Below are 17308 nucleotides of genomic sequence, written 5' to 3' on the forward strand. Positions count from 1 at the left end.
GCTCTCCCGCGTCGATATGCCAGCTTTCGCTCGCTTCTCTAGCTCGATAGGTGTTCGCCATGGCCGGCATCGAGATTGTTCCTGTCGATAATCTTTCGCGATTCCTGACCTTCTGCAAGCTGCCGCGTCTCATCTATAAGGGCCAGAAAGGCTTCGCGCCTTCGCTCGACGTCGAGCGCTGGAATCTCTACAGCCACAAGCTCAATCCGCATTTCAAGCATGTGGAGGCGCAGGAATTTCTGGCGCGCAAGGACGGCAAATGGGTCGGCCGCATCGGCGCGCAGGTCTATAAGCCCGAGATTCAGCCCGTCTCCACCTCGCGCTGGCAATTCGGCTCGCTCGACGCCATCGACGACATAGAGGTGGTGCGCGCATTGACGCAGGCCGCAGAGGAATGGCTGCGCGCGCGCGGCGCGGAGACCATCGTCGGCCCCTTCGCACCGGACATCAATGGCGAAAGCGGCATGCTGATCGACGGCTTCGAAGCGACGCCGATGTTTCTGATGCCCTGGCATCCGCCCTATCTGTCGCGGCTCATCGAGGCGCTGGGCTATGACAAGGCGAAGGATCTGATCTCCTACCGGCATCTCTCCGCGGAGCAGGATCTCAGCAAGGAACGCCGCATCGCGGATCGCCCCGAATGGCGCAACCGCTTGAAGATTCGCCAGCTCGATCGCGATCATCTGAAGCAGGGCGAAACCGCGCTGATGTCCGATCTCTTCAACGACGCCTGGCGCGGCAATTGGGGCTTCGTGCCGCTCGGCAAGGACGAGCTCGACGGCTTCGCGGACCTCATGAAATATGTGATGCCGCCGGAATTCGGCATTGTGCTCGAATTCGACGGCGAGCCGGTCTCCTTCGCGGTGGCGCTGCCCAATCTGCACGAGATCACCGCCGATTTCGACGGCAAGCTCCTGCCCTTCAATCTGTTCAAGCTGATCTCGCGCATCCGCAAGCACAAATTCTCGACCGCGCGCCTGCTGCTGCTCGGCACGCGCAAGACGCTGCAGAACAGCGCGACGGGCGGCGCGATCCTGCTGTCGCTGATCGAGGACATGCGGCGGCGCAGCTGCGTCGACGCCAGCATCGTCGCCCTCGAGGCCGGCTGGGTGCTCGAGGACAATATGGGCATGCGCAAGCCGATCGAAATGTTCGGCGGCAAGATCGACAAGATTCACCGCGTCTATGAAAAGCGCGTGGCGGGCGCGCCGCCCGCTGCAACCGAGGCTGTGAGAGAAGAGGCGACGCCATGAATGTCATCTCGATTTCTTCGACGTCCTCCGCCGATCGCTCGCATGTCGAGCGTCGCCGCCTCATTCTCGAGGCGCATCCGGAAGTGAGGACGCTGTTCGGCAAGGACGATCTCACCTTCAAGATCACCGCCGGCATATTCGCCGGCCAGCTGACGATCGCCGCCATTCTCGGCTGGCTCGGCCCCTCCTATTGGCCGCTCGCCCTGCTGCTGGCCATTTGCGTCGGCGCCTTCGCCAATCATGCGGCTTTCGTCGCCATTCACGACGCGATCCACAATTGCGTGTTCGAGAACACGCTCTACAACAAGCTCACCGCTCTGCTCGCCGATCTCCCCAACGCCTTTCCGACGGCGATGGGCTTTCGCTGCTATCACATCAAGCATCACTCGCATCTGTCGGCCTATGATTACGACGCCGACATTCCTAGCCATTGGGAGGTGGAGTGGGTGGGCAACAGCACATGGCGCAAGGCGCTGTGGCTGTTCTTCTTCCCGGCGATCCAGCTGGCGCGCCTCTCGCGGCTGAAGGGCACTGTGCCGATCATGGGCCTGTGGACCTATATCAACACGGCCGTCATCCTGCTCTTCGACGTCTTCGTGCTCTGGGCCTTCGGCCCCAATGCGCTGCTCTATCTCGTGCTGTCCTTCTGGTTCTCGGTCGGCGGGCTGCATCCTCTGAGCGCGCGCTGGGTGCAGGAGCATTTCGCCTTCGGCCCCAATCAGGGCACGTTCGACTATTACGGCCCGCTCAACAAGGTCGCGCTCAATATCGGCTATCACAACGAGCATCACGACTTTCACGAGATTCCGTGGCGACGTCTGCCGGAGCTCACCGAAATGGCGCCCGAGTTCTACAAGCCGCTCGGCGCCCATTATTCGTGGTTCGCCCTGCTCGTCACCTTTGTCTTCGACCCGCGCTATTCGCTGCAGACGCGCTCCGCCAATGTGGAGACCGCCAGCGCCGCGCAGCTCGTTCCCGTCCCGGCGGAGTAGAGTTTCCCATGACTGCCACTGAACACGAGACGCTCGACGCATCGCCGCGCCTCTTCGAGAGCGACCTTCTCGACAAATATTCGCGCGTCCATCATCTGACCCCGCCGCTCGTCTATGGGCCGATCATTCTCTGGCTCATCGCCTATGCGAGCAATTATGCGAGCGCGGGCTATATCCTCCTCGCCTTCGTCGCCGGCTATGTGGCCTGGACGCTGACCGAATATTTCGGCCATCGCTTCCTGTTCCACACGGTGTTTCCGCTGCCCTTCGGGCTCGGGCCGCGCTTCCAATTCCTCATCCACGGCGTGCATCACATCTATCCGAGCGATCCGCTGCGGCTCGTCATGCCGCCGCTGCTGTCGACGCCGATCATGCTGATCGCGCTCTCGCTCATCCGCCTCGTCTTCGGCGGCGATTTCGCCTGGCCCATGCTGGCGGGCTTCATCGCCGGCTATGTGCTCTATGACTGCGTGCATTATTGGACGCATCACGGCCAGCCCAAATCCAAGCTCGGCCATCTGGTGCGCCGGCTGCATATGCTGCACCATTTCCGTGATCCGGAGCGCGGCTTCGGCGTCCATGCGATCTGGTGGGATTACGTCTTCGGCACCAATTACGAGCAGGGCCAGACGCCCGGAAACCGCGCGGTGTGACGCACTTATCGTCGCAGGACCTTCCATGCGCCGCTTTCGGTCATAAATGAGCCGGAGAGCGCGCGCATAGGGCGCGAAGGCCCGGCGCCCGCCGCGTCTCGAGCGAGCCGAACCATGTCGAGCCTCAAAGGTCCGCCTTCGCCTGCGGCGAGTTCCGATCTGCCTCGCGCCGAGCATGGCCGTATCCGCACGATCTTCGCCACGCTCGCGCCGCAGCTCGTACGCTGGTATCGCTCCCCGCTGCCCTGGCGCATCGCCATCGGCGTGCTCGCCGCGGCCGCGGGAGTCGTCTGGCGGCTGCTGATCGCCGGCGAGAGCGGCGGCCACACCTATGTCACCTTCTATCTTCCCGTCCTCGTCGCTTCCTTCACCGGCGGCGCGGTCTCCGGCGCGCTGACGCTGGTCATCAGCGCCGCCGTCGCCCAGCTCTGGCTCGCGCGGATCGAGGGCCTCGAGGATGCGCTCGCCTTCGCGACATTCCTCACGACCAACAGCCTCATCGTCGTTGTCGGCGAAGCCTTCCAGCGCACGCTGACGCATGTCGACAATCTGGAGACGCGCCATGCGATGGAGCGGCTCGCGGCGCAGAATGCGCGGCTCGTCGAGCAGTTCGGCAATGTCGCGCTGGCGGCGCCCGGCGTCGTCTTCTCCTTCCGGCTCGACACCGGCGGCTTCAGCTCCTGCCCTTATCTCGCGGAGAATGTGCGCAATGTCTTCGGCGTCGCGCCGGAGGAGATTTGCGACAACGCCGCGCCAATGCTCCGCCGCATCGACGGCGCCGACAATGAGCGCATGCGTGCGAGCTTCGCGCGCTCGGCGGCGCAGATGACGCTTCTGCGCGAGCAGTTCCGCTACGACCACCCCTCCAAGGGGACGATCTGGCTGGAAACGCAAGCGCAGCCTGTGCGCCAGGCCGACGGCTCCACCATCTGGCACGGCTATGCGCAGGATGTGACCGAGCGCCGGCGCGAGGAGGCGGCCCGGCTCGCGGCCGAGCGCGCGCTAGAGCAGCGCATCGTCGAGCTCGAGCGCGTCAATGAACGGCTCGCCCGCTTCGCCTATGTCGCCTCGCATGATCTGCAGGAGCCGCTGCGCAAGATCGTCGCCTTCTCGCAAATGCTCGACGCCGCCGTCTCCTCCTCCGATCAGAAGGACATTTCCTATGCGAGCGAAGTGATGCGCGGCTCGGCGCTGCGCGCGCGGGAGCTGGTCGAGGATCTGCTCGTCTATTCGCGCGTCGTCGAGGCGCCGCTCAAAGTGCAGCGGCGCGATCTGCGCGTCGAGATCCAATCGGCGCTGACCGATCTCTCCGAGCTGATCGAGGAATCGGGCGCCGATGTCAGCCTCGACGCGCCCTGCGTGGAGTTCGAGGCGGACCCGCCGCAATTCGCACGTCTCATGCACAATCTCGTCAGCAATGCGATAAAATTTCGCCGGCCGGGCGAGACGCCCCGCATCGCCATCCACGCGAATGTCGAGGACTCTCTGCTGCGCCTCTCCGTCTCCGATGACGGCGTCGGCTTCGAGGCGAAATATGCGAGCGCCATTTTCGAGCCGTTCAAGCGCCTGCATAGCAAGGCGGAATATCCGGGCACCGGAATCGGCCTCGCCATTTGCAAAACGATCGCCGATCGCCATGGCTGGACGCTGGCCGCACGGTCGCAGCCGCTACAGGGCGCTACATTCGAATTGACGATGCGGCTGCCGAGCTGACGGCCGCGCTCACGAATGAGACGAGCATCCATGCATGAGCTTTTTGCGCTGGCCGCGCGCTCGCGGGCTCTGCCCATTTGGGCGCGCTTTCTCGGAGCGTCCGGCCTTTCCCTGGGCGCGTTCGCGCTACAGACATTGCTGCATGAGAGATTGCCGCCGGGACAGCTGCTCCTTTTCATTCCCGCCGTGATGTTCTCGGCGCTGCTCTTCGGCGGCGAGGCGGGCGGCTGGTCGATGGCCTTCGGCGCGGCGCTCGCCGCTTATTTTTTGTTTCCTGGCGAAGGCTTCGCCGTATCGGACCCGGCGGAAGCCCTCGCTCTCGTGCTGTTCATCGCCGTCGCTCTCGCCATCGTCTTCGTGATGCAGGAGCTCTCGGGCGTGATCGATCGCAGCGACAGCGAGGCCACCGCCGCCCAGACGCTGGCGACCAAGACCGAGCGATTGAAGAAGCTCTATCTCCAGGAAATGGCGCATCGCACGAAGAATGATCTGCAATTCGTCTGCTCAATGCTGCAGACCGAGGCGCGCGCGCTCGAGGACGACAATGCGCGCGCCTCATTGCTCGCGGCGTCGAGCCGCGTCGCCGTGGTGAGCCGCGTCTATGCGCTGCTCCAGCATGACGGGGGGCGCGATGTGTGGATGCGGCCGCTCATCGACGATCTCTGCGCCAATCTTCGGCTGGCGCTCATCGGCGAGCGGCCGATCGCGCTGCGGACCGAGGTCGCCGATTGCGCGCTCGAGGTGGACGAGGCGCGCGCAGTCGCGCTGATCGTCAACGAGCTCGTCGTCAATGCGCTGAAATACGCTTTTCCCGAGGAGCGCGCGGGTACGGTGAAGGTGCGGCTGACGCGCGAGGGCGACGATCTCGCCCTCACCGTGGAAGATAATGGCGTCGGCCCCGCCTCGATGGAAGCGATGGGCCTCGGCTCGGGTCACAAGCTGGTGCGCTCGCTCGGTCAGCAGCTCGGCGGCGCCGCCATCATAGAGCCCGGCGCCGACAGGGGCCTGCGCTGCGAGCTGCGCTTCCCGGCGCCGCCAGAGTGAAATTCACCCCGCCTTTTGCTCGATCTCCTCCATATCCTCGTCGGAGAGGCCGAAGTGATGGCCGATCTCATGCACGAGGACATGGGTGATGATCTCTTGCAGCGTGTCCTCGCCATCCGCCCAATAATCGATGATCGGACGGCGGTAGAGCCAGATCATATTGGGCGGCTCGCCAGTATGCGCCGAGGCCTCGCGCTGGGCGAGACCCTGGCCGCGGAACAGCCCCAAAAGATCGAACTCGGTCTCGCATTCCATCTCCTCTAGGATTTCCTCGTCCGGGAAATCCTCGACATGGATCACGAGACCTTCGCAGAGCCGCGTGAAGCGCGACGGCAGCGAGGCGAAAGCCGCATCGGCCAGCACCTCGAGGTCCTCGAGCGAAGGGGCGCGGAGCTGGGCGAGAGCGCTATCGTCGAGAGGCGAGGCCATGCGAGACTTACCTCCAGCTGCGAACGTCCACGAAATGGCCGGCGATGGCCGCCGCCGCCGCCATGGCGGGCGACACGAGATGGGTGCGGCCCTTGAAGCCCTGGCGGCCCTCGAAATTGCGGTTCGAGGTCGAGGCGCAGCGCTCGCCCGGCTCGAGACGATCCGGATTCATCGCGAGGCACATGGAACAGCCCGGCTCGCGCCATTCGAAGCCGGCGGCGGTGAACACCTTGTCCAGCCCCTCCGCCTCGGCCTGCGCCTTCACGAGGCCGGAGCCCGGCACAACGATGGCGTTGACCTTGGCGTTGATCTGCTTGCCGGCGATGACCGCCGCGGCGGCGCGAAGATCCTCGATGCGGCCATTGGTGCAGGAGCCGATGAAGACGCGATCGATGGCGATGTCGCTGGCCTTCTCGCCGCCCTTGAGCCCCATATACTCGAGCGCGCGGGCGATGGCCTGACGCTTGGCCGGATTGGCGACGCTGTCCGGCGTCGGCACCAAGCCGGAGATCGGCATCACATCCTCGGGCGAGGTGCCCCAGGTGAGGGTCGGCGGCAGAGCGGCGGCGTCGAGCACGATCACGCGGTCGTAATGCGCGCCCTCGTCGGAGCGCAGCGTCTCCCAATAGCGGACGGCGGCCTCGAAGGTCTCGCCCTGCGGGGCCTTGGGCCGGCCGCGGAGATATTCGTAAGTCTTCTCGTCCGGCGCGACGAGGCCGGCGCGGGCGCCGCCTTCGATCGACATGTTGCAGACGGTCATGCGGCCCTCGATCGAGAGATCGCGGATCGCCTCGCCCGCATATTCGATCACATGGCCGGTGCCGCCGGCGGTGCCGATCTCGCCGATGATGGCGAGAATAATGTCCTTGGCGGTCGCGCCCTCGGCCAGCTTGCCGTCGACGCGCACCAGCATATTGGCGGCCTTTTTCTGGATCAGCGTCTGCGTCGCCAGAACATGCTCGACCTCGGAGGTGCCGATGCCGTGGGCGAGCGCGCCGAAAGCGCCATGGGTGGAGGTGTGGCTGTCGCCGCAGACGATCGTCGTGCCGGGCAGAGTGAAGCCTTGCTCCGGGCCGATGATATGGACGACGCCCTGACGCGAATCATGCTCGTTGAAATATTCGACGCCGAATTCCGCGGCGTTGATGGCGAGCTGCTCGACCTGCGCCTTGCTCTCAGGATCGGTGATCGGCAGAGACCGGTCGGTCGTCGGCACATTATGGTCGACGACGGCCAGCGTCTTGCCCGGCGCGCGGACCTTGCGGCCGGAGGTGCGCAGCCCCTCGAAGGCCTGCGGGCTCGTCACCTCATGAATCAAATGGCGATCGATGTAGATGAGGGACGCGCCGTCCTCCTGCTCGTGAACCACATGATCGTCCCAGATCTTGTCGTAGAGCGTGCGCGGGCGTCCTGCCATTTGTCTCGTTCCTGCTCCGAGCCGTAAAAAGAACCGTAATTCGGCCTCGACCGAACCGGGTAGGCTGTTCTACTCGCAACATGGGCGGGTTGGAAGCATGTAATCTCGCCGACGCCCCAGCGGGAGGTCCCTTCGACGTGACGCGAATATCGACGGCGCCGCCACAAGCGCTGACGGCGGCGCTGGAGCGCCTGTTGGACGAGCGCTCGCGCCGGGCTCTGGCGGAGCGGGCGGCGCGCATTTCCGCCCTCTATCGCTCCGGCGGAACGACGGCGCAGGCGATCCTCTGCGAGGACGACGCTCTCGCCTACGCCCTTTATCGGCTCCCGGCGACCTATGCGGCGACCATCCATGTTCTCGGCCGGCTCGCGGAGCGGGCGCCGGATTTTTCGCCGCGGCGCATGCTGGACCTCGGCGCAGGGCTCGGGACCGCGAGCCTCGCCGCGCGCGCGCTCTGGCCGCAAATCGACGAGAATGTGCTGCTCGACCGCAGCGAGCCATTTCTCGCGCTCGCCCGCCGGCTCGCCGGCGAAGCGCTAGAGAAGGCGCGAATCGTCGCCGGCGATCTTTCCGCGCCGCCCGATCTCGGCGCGCCATTCGATCTCGTCGTCGCCAGCTATGCTCTGACCGAGATCGCGGAAAATAGCCTCGACCGCGCCATGGACGCCGCCTGGCGCCTCTGCGCGGGGACGCTGATTCTCGTCGAGCCCGGCACGCCGCGCGATTATGCGCGGCTGATGCGGATACGGGCGCGGCTCATCGCCTCGGGCGCGCGCGTCTCCCTGCCCTGCCCGCATTCGGCTCCCTGCCCGCTGGAGCCGCCGGACTGGTGTCATTTCCCGGTGCGGCTCGCCCGCTCGCGTGACCATAAGCTGCTCAAAGGCGCCGACGCGCCCTTCGAGGACGAGAAATTCGCCTATCTGGCAGCGACGAGAGAGGAAGCGGCGATCGCTCCGGCCCCGGCTCGGATGCTGGCGCGGCCGGAGGTCCTAAAGCATGGATTAAGGATAAAGCTTTGCACCAGGGCGGGAATCGAAGAAGTTACGGTGGCGAAGCGCGATAAAACGACTTTCGCGCCTATAAAAAAGAAAGACTGGGGCGACGAAGTCGTCCAAGGGGAAACACCGGCGAGGGAATGACATGCAGCGCCCGAGGGTCGCGCCCTATCTCACCGTCTCGCCGGCCGCCGGCGCGATCGCTTTCTACACCGCCGCCTTCGGCGCGCAGCAAAGGGCGCTGATGCCTTCCGTCGACGGAATGCGCATCGCCCATTGCGAGCTCGCCATCAATGGCGGCTCTGTCATGCTCGCCGACGTCTTTCCGGAACTGGGCCACGCCCGCATGCCGCTGCCCGGCGAGCAGGTCACCGCCTCGGTGAGCCTGGAATATGACAAAGCGCATGAGGTGGACGAGATCGTCACCCGCGCGACCCAGCTCGGCGCAAAGGTCGAGACGCAGCCGACCAATACTTTTTGGGGCACGCGCTACGCCGCGCTGCGCGATCCCTTCGGCCACAGATGGATATTGAACGCGCCGCTCGATTCCTCGGGCGGCTGATCCTCGGCGAAAGCCAGCGTCACGGCTCGACGAAGAAAGACCGCCGCATCGAGGTCCAGGTTTCGAGCGCCAGCTCGATCTCCGACGGCGATTCGCAGCAAAATTGCGCCAGCGGCGAGGCGTCGCCGACCAGAATGGACGGAACCACCGCCGCCCGCGCCGGCAGCACGGCGCCGGACACGCTGGCGGCGATGACGAAAGCCTGATCGAAAGGCCGCGCGGCCTCGATCGCCCGCGTCAACGGCTCCGCGCCCTCGCCGGCGTCATGGAGCCAGGCGAAGCGACCGGCGAGGCCCAGCCCTTCCGCCACAGCGGCGAGGTCCTGCGTCCCTGCCGCAAATGCGATATGGGTCCAGCCCTTGGCGGCCAGCGCCTCGAGCGTCTCCCCCGCGCCCTCCACGAGCCGCCAATCCGGATCGCGGCGCGCGACGACGCCCTCGAAATCCCAAAACAGGATTTTGCTCATCGATTCTCTCACATAGAGACAACAAAGCGATCCTGCGGCCTACCGCCGGATCGCTCCGCCACGCTCGCGATATTGGGACAGGCTCCGGGAGCCTTACTCGGCCGCGGGGGCCGGCTTGTCCTTGGCCTTCGCCTTATTGTCGATGCGCTCGGCGATGCGGGCGGATTTGCCGCGACGGTCGCGCAGATAATAGAGCTTGGCGCGGCGGACCTTGCCGCGGCGGACCAGCTTGATCGAGTCGATGAGCGGCGAATGGAGGGGGAACACGCGCTCCACGCCCTCGCCATAGGAAATCTTGCGGACGGTGAAGGCCTCGTTGATGCCGCCGCCCTGGCGGGAGATCACCACGCCCTCATAGGCCTGAATGCGGGAGCGCTCGCCTTCCTTCACCTTCACATTGACGATGACTGTGTCGCCGGGGCGGAATTCCGGGATCGATTTGCCTTCGAGAAGGCGGGCCGATTGCTCGGCGTCGAGTTGCTCGATGATGGAGGGCATTGAAAAAAACTCCTGCCGTTTCGCCTTTTGCCGCCGCGGCGGCTCTGGCGAGCGTTTCGGGACGCTGTTTTGATTTGGACGCGTCGCCATACACGAGGCGGCGCCGATTGTCGAGAGACGGGGGACGCGTTCTAGGGCGATCGAGTGAAGGCCAGCAAACCTCCCCCTCATGCTGAGGAGCGCCCGAAGGGCGCGTCTCGAAGCGCGAGGGGGAGCTCCAGATGGCCGCGCATGAAGGTTTCCTCGTCCTTCGAGACGCCGCTTCGCGGCTCGTCAGGATGAGGAAACCTTCACCCGAGCGCCCTGGACCGCGTTCACCCTCCCTCCCGATCGCCTACGGCGCTCGGGAGGGAGGTAAAACCGCCCTCTTCTCTCAGCTCTTCTCGTTCGGTCGGTTGGCCCCGTCTTCGCATGGCGCGGCCGGAGCGGCGCCGAGGGCGCCTTTAAAAGCGCGAGACCGAACAATGGCGCAAGACTTTCGCAGGATCGACGTCGCCGCCGCGCGCGACGTGATGAGCCGCGGCGAGACGCTCGTCCTCGACGTGCGCGACCCGCAATCCTTCGCGCGCGGCCACATAGAGGGCGCGGAGAACGCCTCCCAGGACGATATGACCTATTATCTCTTCGAGACGCCGAAGGACAAGCCGGTCATCGTCTGCTGCTATCACGGCAATTCCAGCCAGTCCTACGCCCGCATCTTCGCCGATATGGGCTTTGCCGAGGTCTACAGCCTCGACGGCGGCTATGAGGCCTGGGCGGCGGCCGAGCGGGCTTGAGGCGGGATAGTTGCGCTCGGGTTCTTGCGCTCGGGCGCCCGCATTGTCATAAGGGCCGCCGGCCTCAACCACTCGGCGCTCCTCATGACCAGCTTTCCGCAGCGCGTCTTCTCCGGCGTGCAGTCCACCGGCAATCTGCATCTCGGCAATTATCTCGGCGCGATCGTCAAATTCGTCGAGCTGCAGCAAAGCTTCGACTGCCTTTATTGCGTCGTGGACTTGCACGCCATCACCGTGCCGCAGGACCCGATCGCGCTGCGCAACAACACGCGCGAGATCGCCGCGGCCTTCATCGCCTGCGGAATCGATCCGAAGAAGAACATCGTCTTCAATCAGAGCCAGGTGGCCGAGCACGCCGAGCTCGCCTGGGTCTTGAATTGCGTCGCCCGCATCGGCTGGCTGAACCGCATGACGCAGTTCAAGGACAAGGCCGGCAAGGATCGCGAGAACGCCTCGATGGGCCTGCTCGACTATCCGGTGCTGATGGCCGCCGACATTCTGCTCTATCGCGCCACCCATGTGCCGGTCGGCGAGGATCAGAAGCAGCATTTGGAGCTTTCCCGCGACATTGCGCAGAAGTTCAACAACGACTTCGCCGAATCGATCGCGCGCAACGGCTTCAACGACGCTTTCTTCCCGCTGCCGGAGCCGCTGATCTCCGGCCCGGCGACGCGCGTGATGAGCCTGCGCGACGGCACGAAGAAAATGTCGAAATCCGACGCGTCCGATTATTCGCGCATAAATCTCTCCGACGACGCCGACCAGATCGCGCAAAAAGTGCGCAAGGCCAAGACCGATCCCGACGCGCTTCCTTCGGAAGAAAAGGGCCTCGAGGGGCGACCGGAGGCGGATAATCTCGTCGGCATTTTCGCGGCGCTGTCGCAGCGCAGCAAGGCCGACGTGCTCGGAGAGTTCGGAGGCTCCAATTTCTCGACCTTCAAAGTAGCACTCGTCGATCTCGCCGTGGCGAAGCTCTCGCCGATCACCGCCGAGATGCGCAAGCTGATGGCGGACGCAGCCTATATCGACGATGTGCTGCGCGACGGCTCCGCGCGGGCGCGGGAACTGGCGCGCACGAATATGGATGCGGTGAAGGATATCGTCGGTTTTCTGCGCTGAGGCGCGAAAACCCGGCCGTCATCGCGAGGAGCGCAACGACGAAGCGATCCAGAGCAGCGAGGCGGCCCCTGGATCGCTTCGCTACGCTCGCGATGACGGAAACGGCGACGGCCCGCCGCTCGCCCAATCGAGCAATTGCACCGTGTGCACGATCGGGATCGCAGTCCCCTGCCCGATCTGAATCATGCAGCCGAGATTGCCGGCGGCGATGACCTGCGGCGCGACCAATTGGATATTGGCCACTTTGCGCTCGCGCAGCGCGCTCGCGAGTTCGCCCTGCAAGAGATTATAGGTTCCTGCCGAACCGCAGCAGATATGGCTCTCGGGAACGGGAACGACCTCGAAGCCCGCTCGACGCAGCAGCTCCATCGGCAGATCAGCGATCTTCTGCCCATGCTGCAATGAGCAGGCGGAATGATAGGCGACGCGCAGCCTGTCGAAATCGACCGAGGGCGCGAAATCGAGAGCGGCAATAATCTCCGTCACGTCGCGCGCCATTGCGGCGATGCGCGCGGCTTTTTCCGCGAGCGCGGGATCGTCGCGGAACATATGGCCATAGTCTTTGACCGTCGTCCCGCAGCCGGATGTGTCGATGACGATATGATCGAGACCGCCGCGCTCGATCTCGCGCGTCCAGGCCTCGATATTGCGGCGCGCGAGCGCGTGTGAGTCCGCGCTCTTGCCGAGATGATGCGGCAGCGCGCCACAACAGCCGGCGCCCTCCGCCACCACTATTTCCGCGCCGAGACGCGTCAGCACACGCGCGGTCGCTTCATGAATTTTCGTGTCGAGCACGGTCTGCGCGCAGCCGCTCAGCAGAGCGACGCGCATTTTGCGCGCGCCCTGCGCGGCGATGATTTGCGGGCGATCGATCGGCGAAGGCGCAGGCAAATGCGCCGGCGCCATTGCGATCATGTCTCGCATGCGTCGCGGCAGCAGGCCGGCGAAAGGACGCGCCAACGCCGCGGCGCGCATGGACTGGCGGAACAGCGTCGGCCGCGTCAGCACAAAAGCGAGCGTCGCGCGCAGCATGCGATCGAGAAGCGGACGCCGGTAGGTCTTCTCTATATGCGCGCGCGCATGATCGACGAGATGCATGTAATGCACGCTCGACGGACATGTCGTCATGCAGGAGAGGCAGGAGAGGCAGCGGTCGACATGGCGCACGGTGCGCTCGTCTGCGGCGCGGCCGTTCTCCAGCATCTCCTTCATGAGATAGATGCGCCCGCGCGGCGAATCGAGCTCGTCGCCAGTCAGCAGATAGGTCGGGCATGTCGCCGTGCAGAAGCCGCAATGCACGCAGGCGCGCAGGATTTTCTCCGACTGCGACATGTCGGAATCGGCGAGAAGCTCAGGAGAGAATTGCGTCAGCATCGTCGCTTCAGAACTCCGCGCGCAAGCGGCCGCGCTCCAGAATGAAGCGCGGATCGAAAGCCTCCTTCACGCGCCGTGTGAGCGACGCCAGCGCGGAAGGCTGCGGATGGAACACATCGACGCGCGCGCGCGTCGCCGCATCGGCGCGAATGAGCGTCGCATGGCCGCCGAGCGCATCGACGATGGCGCGTATGGCCGTCGCATGCGCGTCCGCCGCCGTCTCGAGGCGCAGCCAGACGAGGCCGCCGGCCCAATCATAGAAATGCGCGATCGGCGGCGCGCCGGCGCCGCGCAGCCGCTCGACGAAAGCGAAACCATTGGTCGGCGCGAGCGAGATGCGCCATATGACGCCCTCCCCCGCGATCGGCTCGGCGTCGCGAATGTGCGTCCAGAATGCGCGGCTTTCGTCTGCCGCGAGAACGCTCGTCGCGCCGCCGAAATCACCAAGAAAGCGCATGAGATCGTCGCGGCGCGTCGTGACGGAAATCTCCGGCCCCTCGAGCCGCAGCGCAGCGGCGTCGGCCTGCGGATCATAGGCGAAGCTCGACACTTCATAAGGCGAGCCCGACGCCTTGCGCAGCGCCGCGAGGCCCTTCTCCTCGCCGAGGCCGGAGAGCAGCAAGGTCTCTTCCGTCTCCGCCTTGGGCAGAACCTTCAGCGTCAGCTCGGTGAGCGCGGCGAGCGTGCCATAGGAGCCGGCGACGAGCTTGGAAAGATCATAGCCGGTGACATTCTTCATCACGCGGCCGCCGGATTTGACGACCTCGCCACGGCCGGTGACGCTGCGAAAACCGAGCAGATGATCGCGCGCCGCGCCCGCCTTTATCCGTCGCGGGCCGGAAGCGTTGACGGCGATCACGCCGCCGATGGTGGCGTCATCGCGCGCGCCGCCGAGCAGCGCCGCATGATCCATCGGCTCGAAGGCCAATTGCTGATTTTGCGCATCGAGCAGAGCGACGATCTCGCGCAAGGGCGTTCCCGCGCGCGCCGTCAGCACCAGCTCCTGCGGCTCATAGAGCGTGACGCCCGTGAGCGCGGCGAGCGAGAGCACGCGCTCACGCTGCGTCGCGCGGCCGAGCGCGGATTTCGAGCCATGCCCTTCGATCGACAAAGGCGCATCTTGCGCGAGCGCGGCGTGGATGGCCTCGGCGACGTCCTTCTCGTCTCTCGGAGTCAGCGGCATATGACGCTGTTCCCGTCACAAAACGCGCGACTCCTTCTCCCGCCTGCGGGAGAAGGTGGCCCCGCAAAGCGGGGTCGGATGAGGGTCCTCGACCGTTTGTGAAAAAATATCGTCTTCCCTTTCGAGCGCACGAATTTTGCGCGGACCCTCATCCGACCCGGCTGCGCCGGGCCACCTTCTCCCACGAGTGGGAGAAGGGGCGCGCACGGAGATTGTGGGAAAGGGGCATTCATCGCGCTCAAAACCTCGGCAGCTCTGGAAACGGCAGCTTGCCGCTCTGCACATGCATCATGCCCAGCTCGGCGCAGCGATGCAGAGTCGGAAACACTTTCCCGGGATTGAGCCTGTGCTGCGGATCGAATGCGCATTTCACGCGCTGCTGTTGCTCCAGATCGGTCTCGTCGAACATCTCGCCCATCAGATCGCGCTTTTCGACGCCGACGCCATGCTCGCCGGTCAGCACGCCGCCGACCTCGACGCAAAGACGCAAAATATCGGCGCCCAGCTTTTCGGCGCGCTCGATATCGCCCTCTTTCGACGCGTCATAAAGAATGAGCGGATGCAGATTGCCGTCGCCGGCGTGGAACACATTGGCGACGCGAAGGCCGTGAAACTTCGCCAGTCCGTCCATGCGCGTGAGCACCTCCGGAAGGCGGCCGCGCGGTATGGTTCCGTCCATGCAGAGATAATCCGGCCCGATGCAGCTCACCGCCGGAAAAGCGTTCTTGCGCCCCGCCCAGAAGCGCAGCCGCTCGGCCTCGCTCTGCGAGGCGCGCGTCTCTGTCGCGCCCTCGGCGCGGGCGATCTCCTCCACCACGGCGACGAGGTGATCGACCTCGGCCGGCGTGCCGTCCAATTCGACGATGACGATGGCGCCGGCGTCGAGCGGATAGCCGCAGGGCTGGAAATTCTCGACAGCGCCAATGGTGGCGGCGTCCATCATCTCGAGCCCGCCCGGAATAATGCCATGCGCGATAATGGCGCCGACGCAGCGCGCGCCGGCCTCGACAGTCGGAAAAGCGAGCAGCAGGCCGCGCGCGGAAACGGGCTTTTGCAGCAGCCGCACCGTCACTTCCGTCACCACGCCGAGCAGACCTTCGGAGCCCGTCATCAGCCCCATGAGATCATAGAGCTCGCTGTCCAGATGCTTGCCGCCGAGGCGCAGCACCTCGCCGCCCATCAGCACGATCTCGAGGCCGAGTATGTTGTTGGTGGTGAGGCCATATTTCAGGCAATGCACGCCGCCGGCGTTCTCGCCGACGTTTCCGCCTATGGTGCAGGCGATCTGCGAGGAGGGATCGGGCGCGTAATAGAAGCCCGCATATTCGACGGCTTTCGAAATGGCGAGATTTTGCACGCCGGGCTGCACGCGCGCGCAGCGATTCTCGAAATCCACCTCCAATATGCGGTTGAACTTGGCCATTCCGAGCAGAATGCCGTCCTCGAGCGGCAGCGCGCCGCCGGAGAGCGAGGTGCCGGCGCCGCGCGGCACCACTTTCACATTCATCTCCTGCGCCAGCGCCATGATCGCGCTCACCTGCGCCACCGTCTCCGGCAGCGCCACGACCAGCGGCAAAGCGCGATACATGACCAGCGCGTCGCATTCATAGGCGCGGCGCGCGGTCTCGTCCGCAATGACATTGGCGGCGGGCAGAATGGCGCGCAGGCGCGCGAGAAGCTCCTCGCGGCGCGCCATTATCGCCTGCTCGGGTAGCGGCATGAGGAGGGACATGCGGTCTCACTGACAATGCCGAAACTGTGGCTCGGCGCTGCAGCCGGCTTGCGCGCGCCGGCCGTTTCGTGCTCGTAACCTCCCTATTCGAGCGGGCGCCGGCGCGCAAGCCCGCCGCTCGCCGCGGCCGCGAAGGTGAGGACCCGTAACGATGAAAACCAGATTTGCGCTCACTCTCGCCGACGCTCGGCGCGTCGCCGCCGCGGCGGAGGCCGAAGCGGTGAGGAATGACTGGAGCGTCGTCGTCGCCATCGTCGACGAGGGCGGGCATCTCGTGCTCTTGCAGCGTCTGGACGGCACGCAGACGGCCTCCGCCGAGATCGCGACGCAGAAAGCGCGCACAGCGGCTTTGTTCAAGCGTCCGAGCAAGGCGCTCGAGGACATCGTCGCCGGCGGACGCGTCGCCATGCTCAGCCTGCCCGGGATCACGGCCGTGGAAGGCGGACTGCCGCTCGTCTATCGCGGCGATATTGTGGGAGCGATCGGCGTCTCTGGCGTGCAATCCTTCCAGGACGGAATCATCGCGAAAGCGGGGGCGGATAGCCTGGATGATGGGCAATCATGACGAAAAACGGCGGCGATTCGGCGCTTCGACTTTGTTGCGCCGCTTTCGCGCCTCAATCCATTATGGGACCGGATAGCGCCGCCAGCGCCGCGACGACGCTCTCGGGCGAAATATTTTCTCCGCTGGCGAAATCGATGAGCAGCGGCTCGTCGCCGCAAATATGCGCGAGCAGAGCGATCTGAAAGCCTTCCTCGCCCATCAGCGCGCGAATATCGCCAGGATCGACGCCGGTGAGCGCCAGAAAACGACCCATGCGATCATCATCCGCAGCCAGAAAGACCAATGATCGCAAGGCAATAGATCGCGCATCCGATTTCGATGGCGCGGCCGCCCGCTTTTCGCCACCGAGACGGTGTCTAGTCTTTTCGATTTTCATTTCATCAATCTTCATCTGCTAACCCGAAGGCGAGATCGTCTTCGAATGCACCGGCTTTCGATTTCGAGACGAGACGGAACCTTCCGCCGCCGCCTTCGGGAACGAGACGCCAATGGGCGCGAGCCGCGCCGAAACGAGAGCAGAATCGCGAGAGCGGAGCC

At 65.0% G+C, this 17308-nt stretch carries 18 protein-coding genes; 10 read left to right on the forward strand and 8 right to left on the reverse strand.

The features are described 5' to 3' along the window. Positions 1 to 59: 59 nt before the first annotated feature. From EDE12_RS15115 to EDE12_RS15135, 5 genes are all read left to right on the forward strand, one after another. A complete protein-coding gene (locus EDE12_RS15115; protein ID WP_024880663.1) occupies positions 60 to 1253 on the forward strand; it encodes a hypothetical protein in 1194 nt (397 codons plus the stop codon). After that, positions 1250 to 2245, forward strand: coding sequence for a fatty acid desaturase (locus EDE12_RS15120; protein WP_024880664.1), 996 nt, complete (start codon positions 1250 to 1252; stop codon positions 2243 to 2245). The genes EDE12_RS15115 and EDE12_RS15120 overlap by 4 nt, the downstream gene beginning before the upstream one ends. Positions 2246 to 2253: 8 nt before the next feature. Next, positions 2254 to 2898 (forward strand): sterol desaturase family protein, encoded by a 645-nt coding sequence (locus tag EDE12_RS15125; RefSeq protein ID WP_024880665.1) that lies wholly within the window; start codon positions 2254 to 2256, stop codon positions 2896 to 2898. A gap of 114 nt (positions 2899 to 3012) precedes the next feature. Beyond that, positions 3013 to 4611 (forward strand): ATP-binding protein, encoded by a 1599-nt coding sequence (locus EDE12_RS15130; RefSeq protein ID WP_024880666.1) that lies wholly within the window; start codon positions 3013 to 3015, stop codon positions 4609 to 4611. 30 nt (positions 4612 to 4641) lie between these two features. Further along, the gene (locus EDE12_RS15135) at positions 4642 to 5655 is read left to right on the forward strand and encodes a histidine kinase dimerization/phosphoacceptor domain -containing protein (protein ID WP_026599090.1); all 1014 of its coding nucleotides are present in this window, start codon (positions 4642 to 4644) and stop codon (positions 5653 to 5655) included. A gap of 3 nt (positions 5656 to 5658) precedes the next feature. Here the strand turns inward: EDE12_RS15135 and EDE12_RS15140 are convergent, their stop codons facing one another. After that, positions 5659 to 6084, reverse strand: coding sequence for a metallopeptidase family protein (locus EDE12_RS15140; protein ID WP_026599091.1), 426 nt, complete (start codon positions 6082 to 6084; stop codon positions 5659 to 5661). A 7-nt stretch (positions 6085 to 6091) separates the two neighbouring features. Next, positions 6092 to 7501 carry a 3-isopropylmalate dehydratase large subunit gene (gene leuC / locus EDE12_RS15145; RefSeq protein WP_026599092.1) on the reverse strand — a complete coding sequence of 470 codons (1410 nt, stop codon included), beginning with the start codon at positions 7499 to 7501 and terminating at the stop codon, positions 6092 to 6094. Positions 7502 to 7638: 137 nt separating this feature from the next. Between leuC and EDE12_RS15150 the strand changes: the two genes are divergently transcribed. Beyond that, on the forward strand, positions 7639 to 8640 hold the full coding sequence (locus tag EDE12_RS15150) for a small ribosomal subunit Rsm22 family protein (RefSeq protein WP_245275788.1): 1002 nt from the start codon (positions 7639 to 7641) through the stop codon (positions 8638 to 8640). Position 8641: 1 nt separating this feature from the next. Then, a complete protein-coding gene (locus tag EDE12_RS15155; protein WP_018266312.1) occupies positions 8642 to 9058 on the forward strand; it encodes a VOC family protein in 417 nt (138 codons plus the stop codon). 19 nt (positions 9059 to 9077) lie between these two features. On the opposite strand, the gene EDE12_RS15160 is transcribed toward EDE12_RS15155, so the two are convergent. Together EDE12_RS15160 and rplS are read right to left on the reverse strand one after the other, a co-directional pair. Next, positions 9078 to 9524 (reverse strand): hypothetical protein, encoded by a 447-nt coding sequence (locus EDE12_RS15160; RefSeq protein WP_026599094.1) that lies wholly within the window; start codon positions 9522 to 9524, stop codon positions 9078 to 9080. 93 nt (positions 9525 to 9617) lie between these two features. Then, positions 9618 to 10022, reverse strand: a complete 405-nt coding sequence (rplS, locus tag EDE12_RS15165; protein WP_024880673.1) for a 50S ribosomal protein L19 — start codon at positions 10020 to 10022, stop codon at positions 9618 to 9620. A 464-nt stretch (positions 10023 to 10486) separates the two neighbouring features. Between rplS and glpE the strand changes: the two genes are divergently transcribed. Together glpE and trpS are read left to right on the forward strand one after the other, a co-directional pair. Continuing rightward, on the forward strand, positions 10487 to 10798 hold the full coding sequence (gene glpE / locus EDE12_RS15170) for a thiosulfate sulfurtransferase GlpE (protein ID WP_024880674.1): 312 nt from the start codon (positions 10487 to 10489) through the stop codon (positions 10796 to 10798). An 84-nt stretch (positions 10799 to 10882) separates the two neighbouring features. Beyond that, complete coding sequence (trpS, locus tag EDE12_RS15175) at positions 10883 to 11917, forward strand: tryptophan--tRNA ligase (protein ID WP_026599095.1); 1035 nt, start codon at positions 10883 to 10885, stop codon at positions 11915 to 11917. Positions 11918 to 11998: 81 nt separating this feature from the next. On the opposite strand, the gene glcF is transcribed toward trpS, so the two are convergent. The 3 genes from glcF to EDE12_RS15190 all read right to left on the reverse strand — a co-directional run bounded on the left by glcF (position 11999) and on the right by EDE12_RS15190 (position 16206). Continuing rightward, positions 11999 to 13291, reverse strand: a complete 1293-nt coding sequence (glcF, locus tag EDE12_RS15180) for a glycolate oxidase subunit GlcF (RefSeq protein ID WP_026599096.1) — start codon at positions 13289 to 13291, stop codon at positions 11999 to 12001. Between the two features lie 7 nt (positions 13292 to 13298). After that, the gene (gene glcE, locus EDE12_RS15185) at positions 13299 to 14474 is read right to left on the reverse strand and encodes a glycolate oxidase subunit GlcE (RefSeq protein ID WP_026599097.1); all 1176 of its coding nucleotides are present in this window, start codon (positions 14472 to 14474) and stop codon (positions 13299 to 13301) included. 238 nt (positions 14475 to 14712) lie between these two features. Then, entirely contained in the window at positions 14713 to 16206 is a 1494-nt protein-coding gene (locus tag EDE12_RS15190) for an FAD-linked oxidase C-terminal domain-containing protein (RefSeq protein ID WP_026599098.1), read from the reverse strand. A gap of 151 nt (positions 16207 to 16357) precedes the next feature. Between EDE12_RS15190 and EDE12_RS15195 the strand changes: the two genes are divergently transcribed. Next, the gene (locus tag EDE12_RS15195) at positions 16358 to 16771 is read left to right on the forward strand and encodes a heme-binding protein (RefSeq protein ID WP_026599099.1); all 414 of its coding nucleotides are present in this window, start codon (positions 16358 to 16360) and stop codon (positions 16769 to 16771) included. Between the two features lie 52 nt (positions 16772 to 16823). Here EDE12_RS15195 and EDE12_RS22475 read toward each other — a convergent pair whose 3' ends face one another. Continuing rightward, positions 16824 to 17162, reverse strand: a complete 339-nt coding sequence (locus EDE12_RS22475; RefSeq protein ID WP_024880680.1) for a DUF3572 domain-containing protein — start codon at positions 17160 to 17162, stop codon at positions 16824 to 16826. Between the last annotated feature and the right edge of the window lie 146 nt (positions 17163 to 17308).

This window comes from Methylosinus sp. sav-2, from assembly GCF_004366495.1.
GTDB lineage: Bacteria > Pseudomonadota > Alphaproteobacteria > Rhizobiales > Beijerinckiaceae > Methylosinus.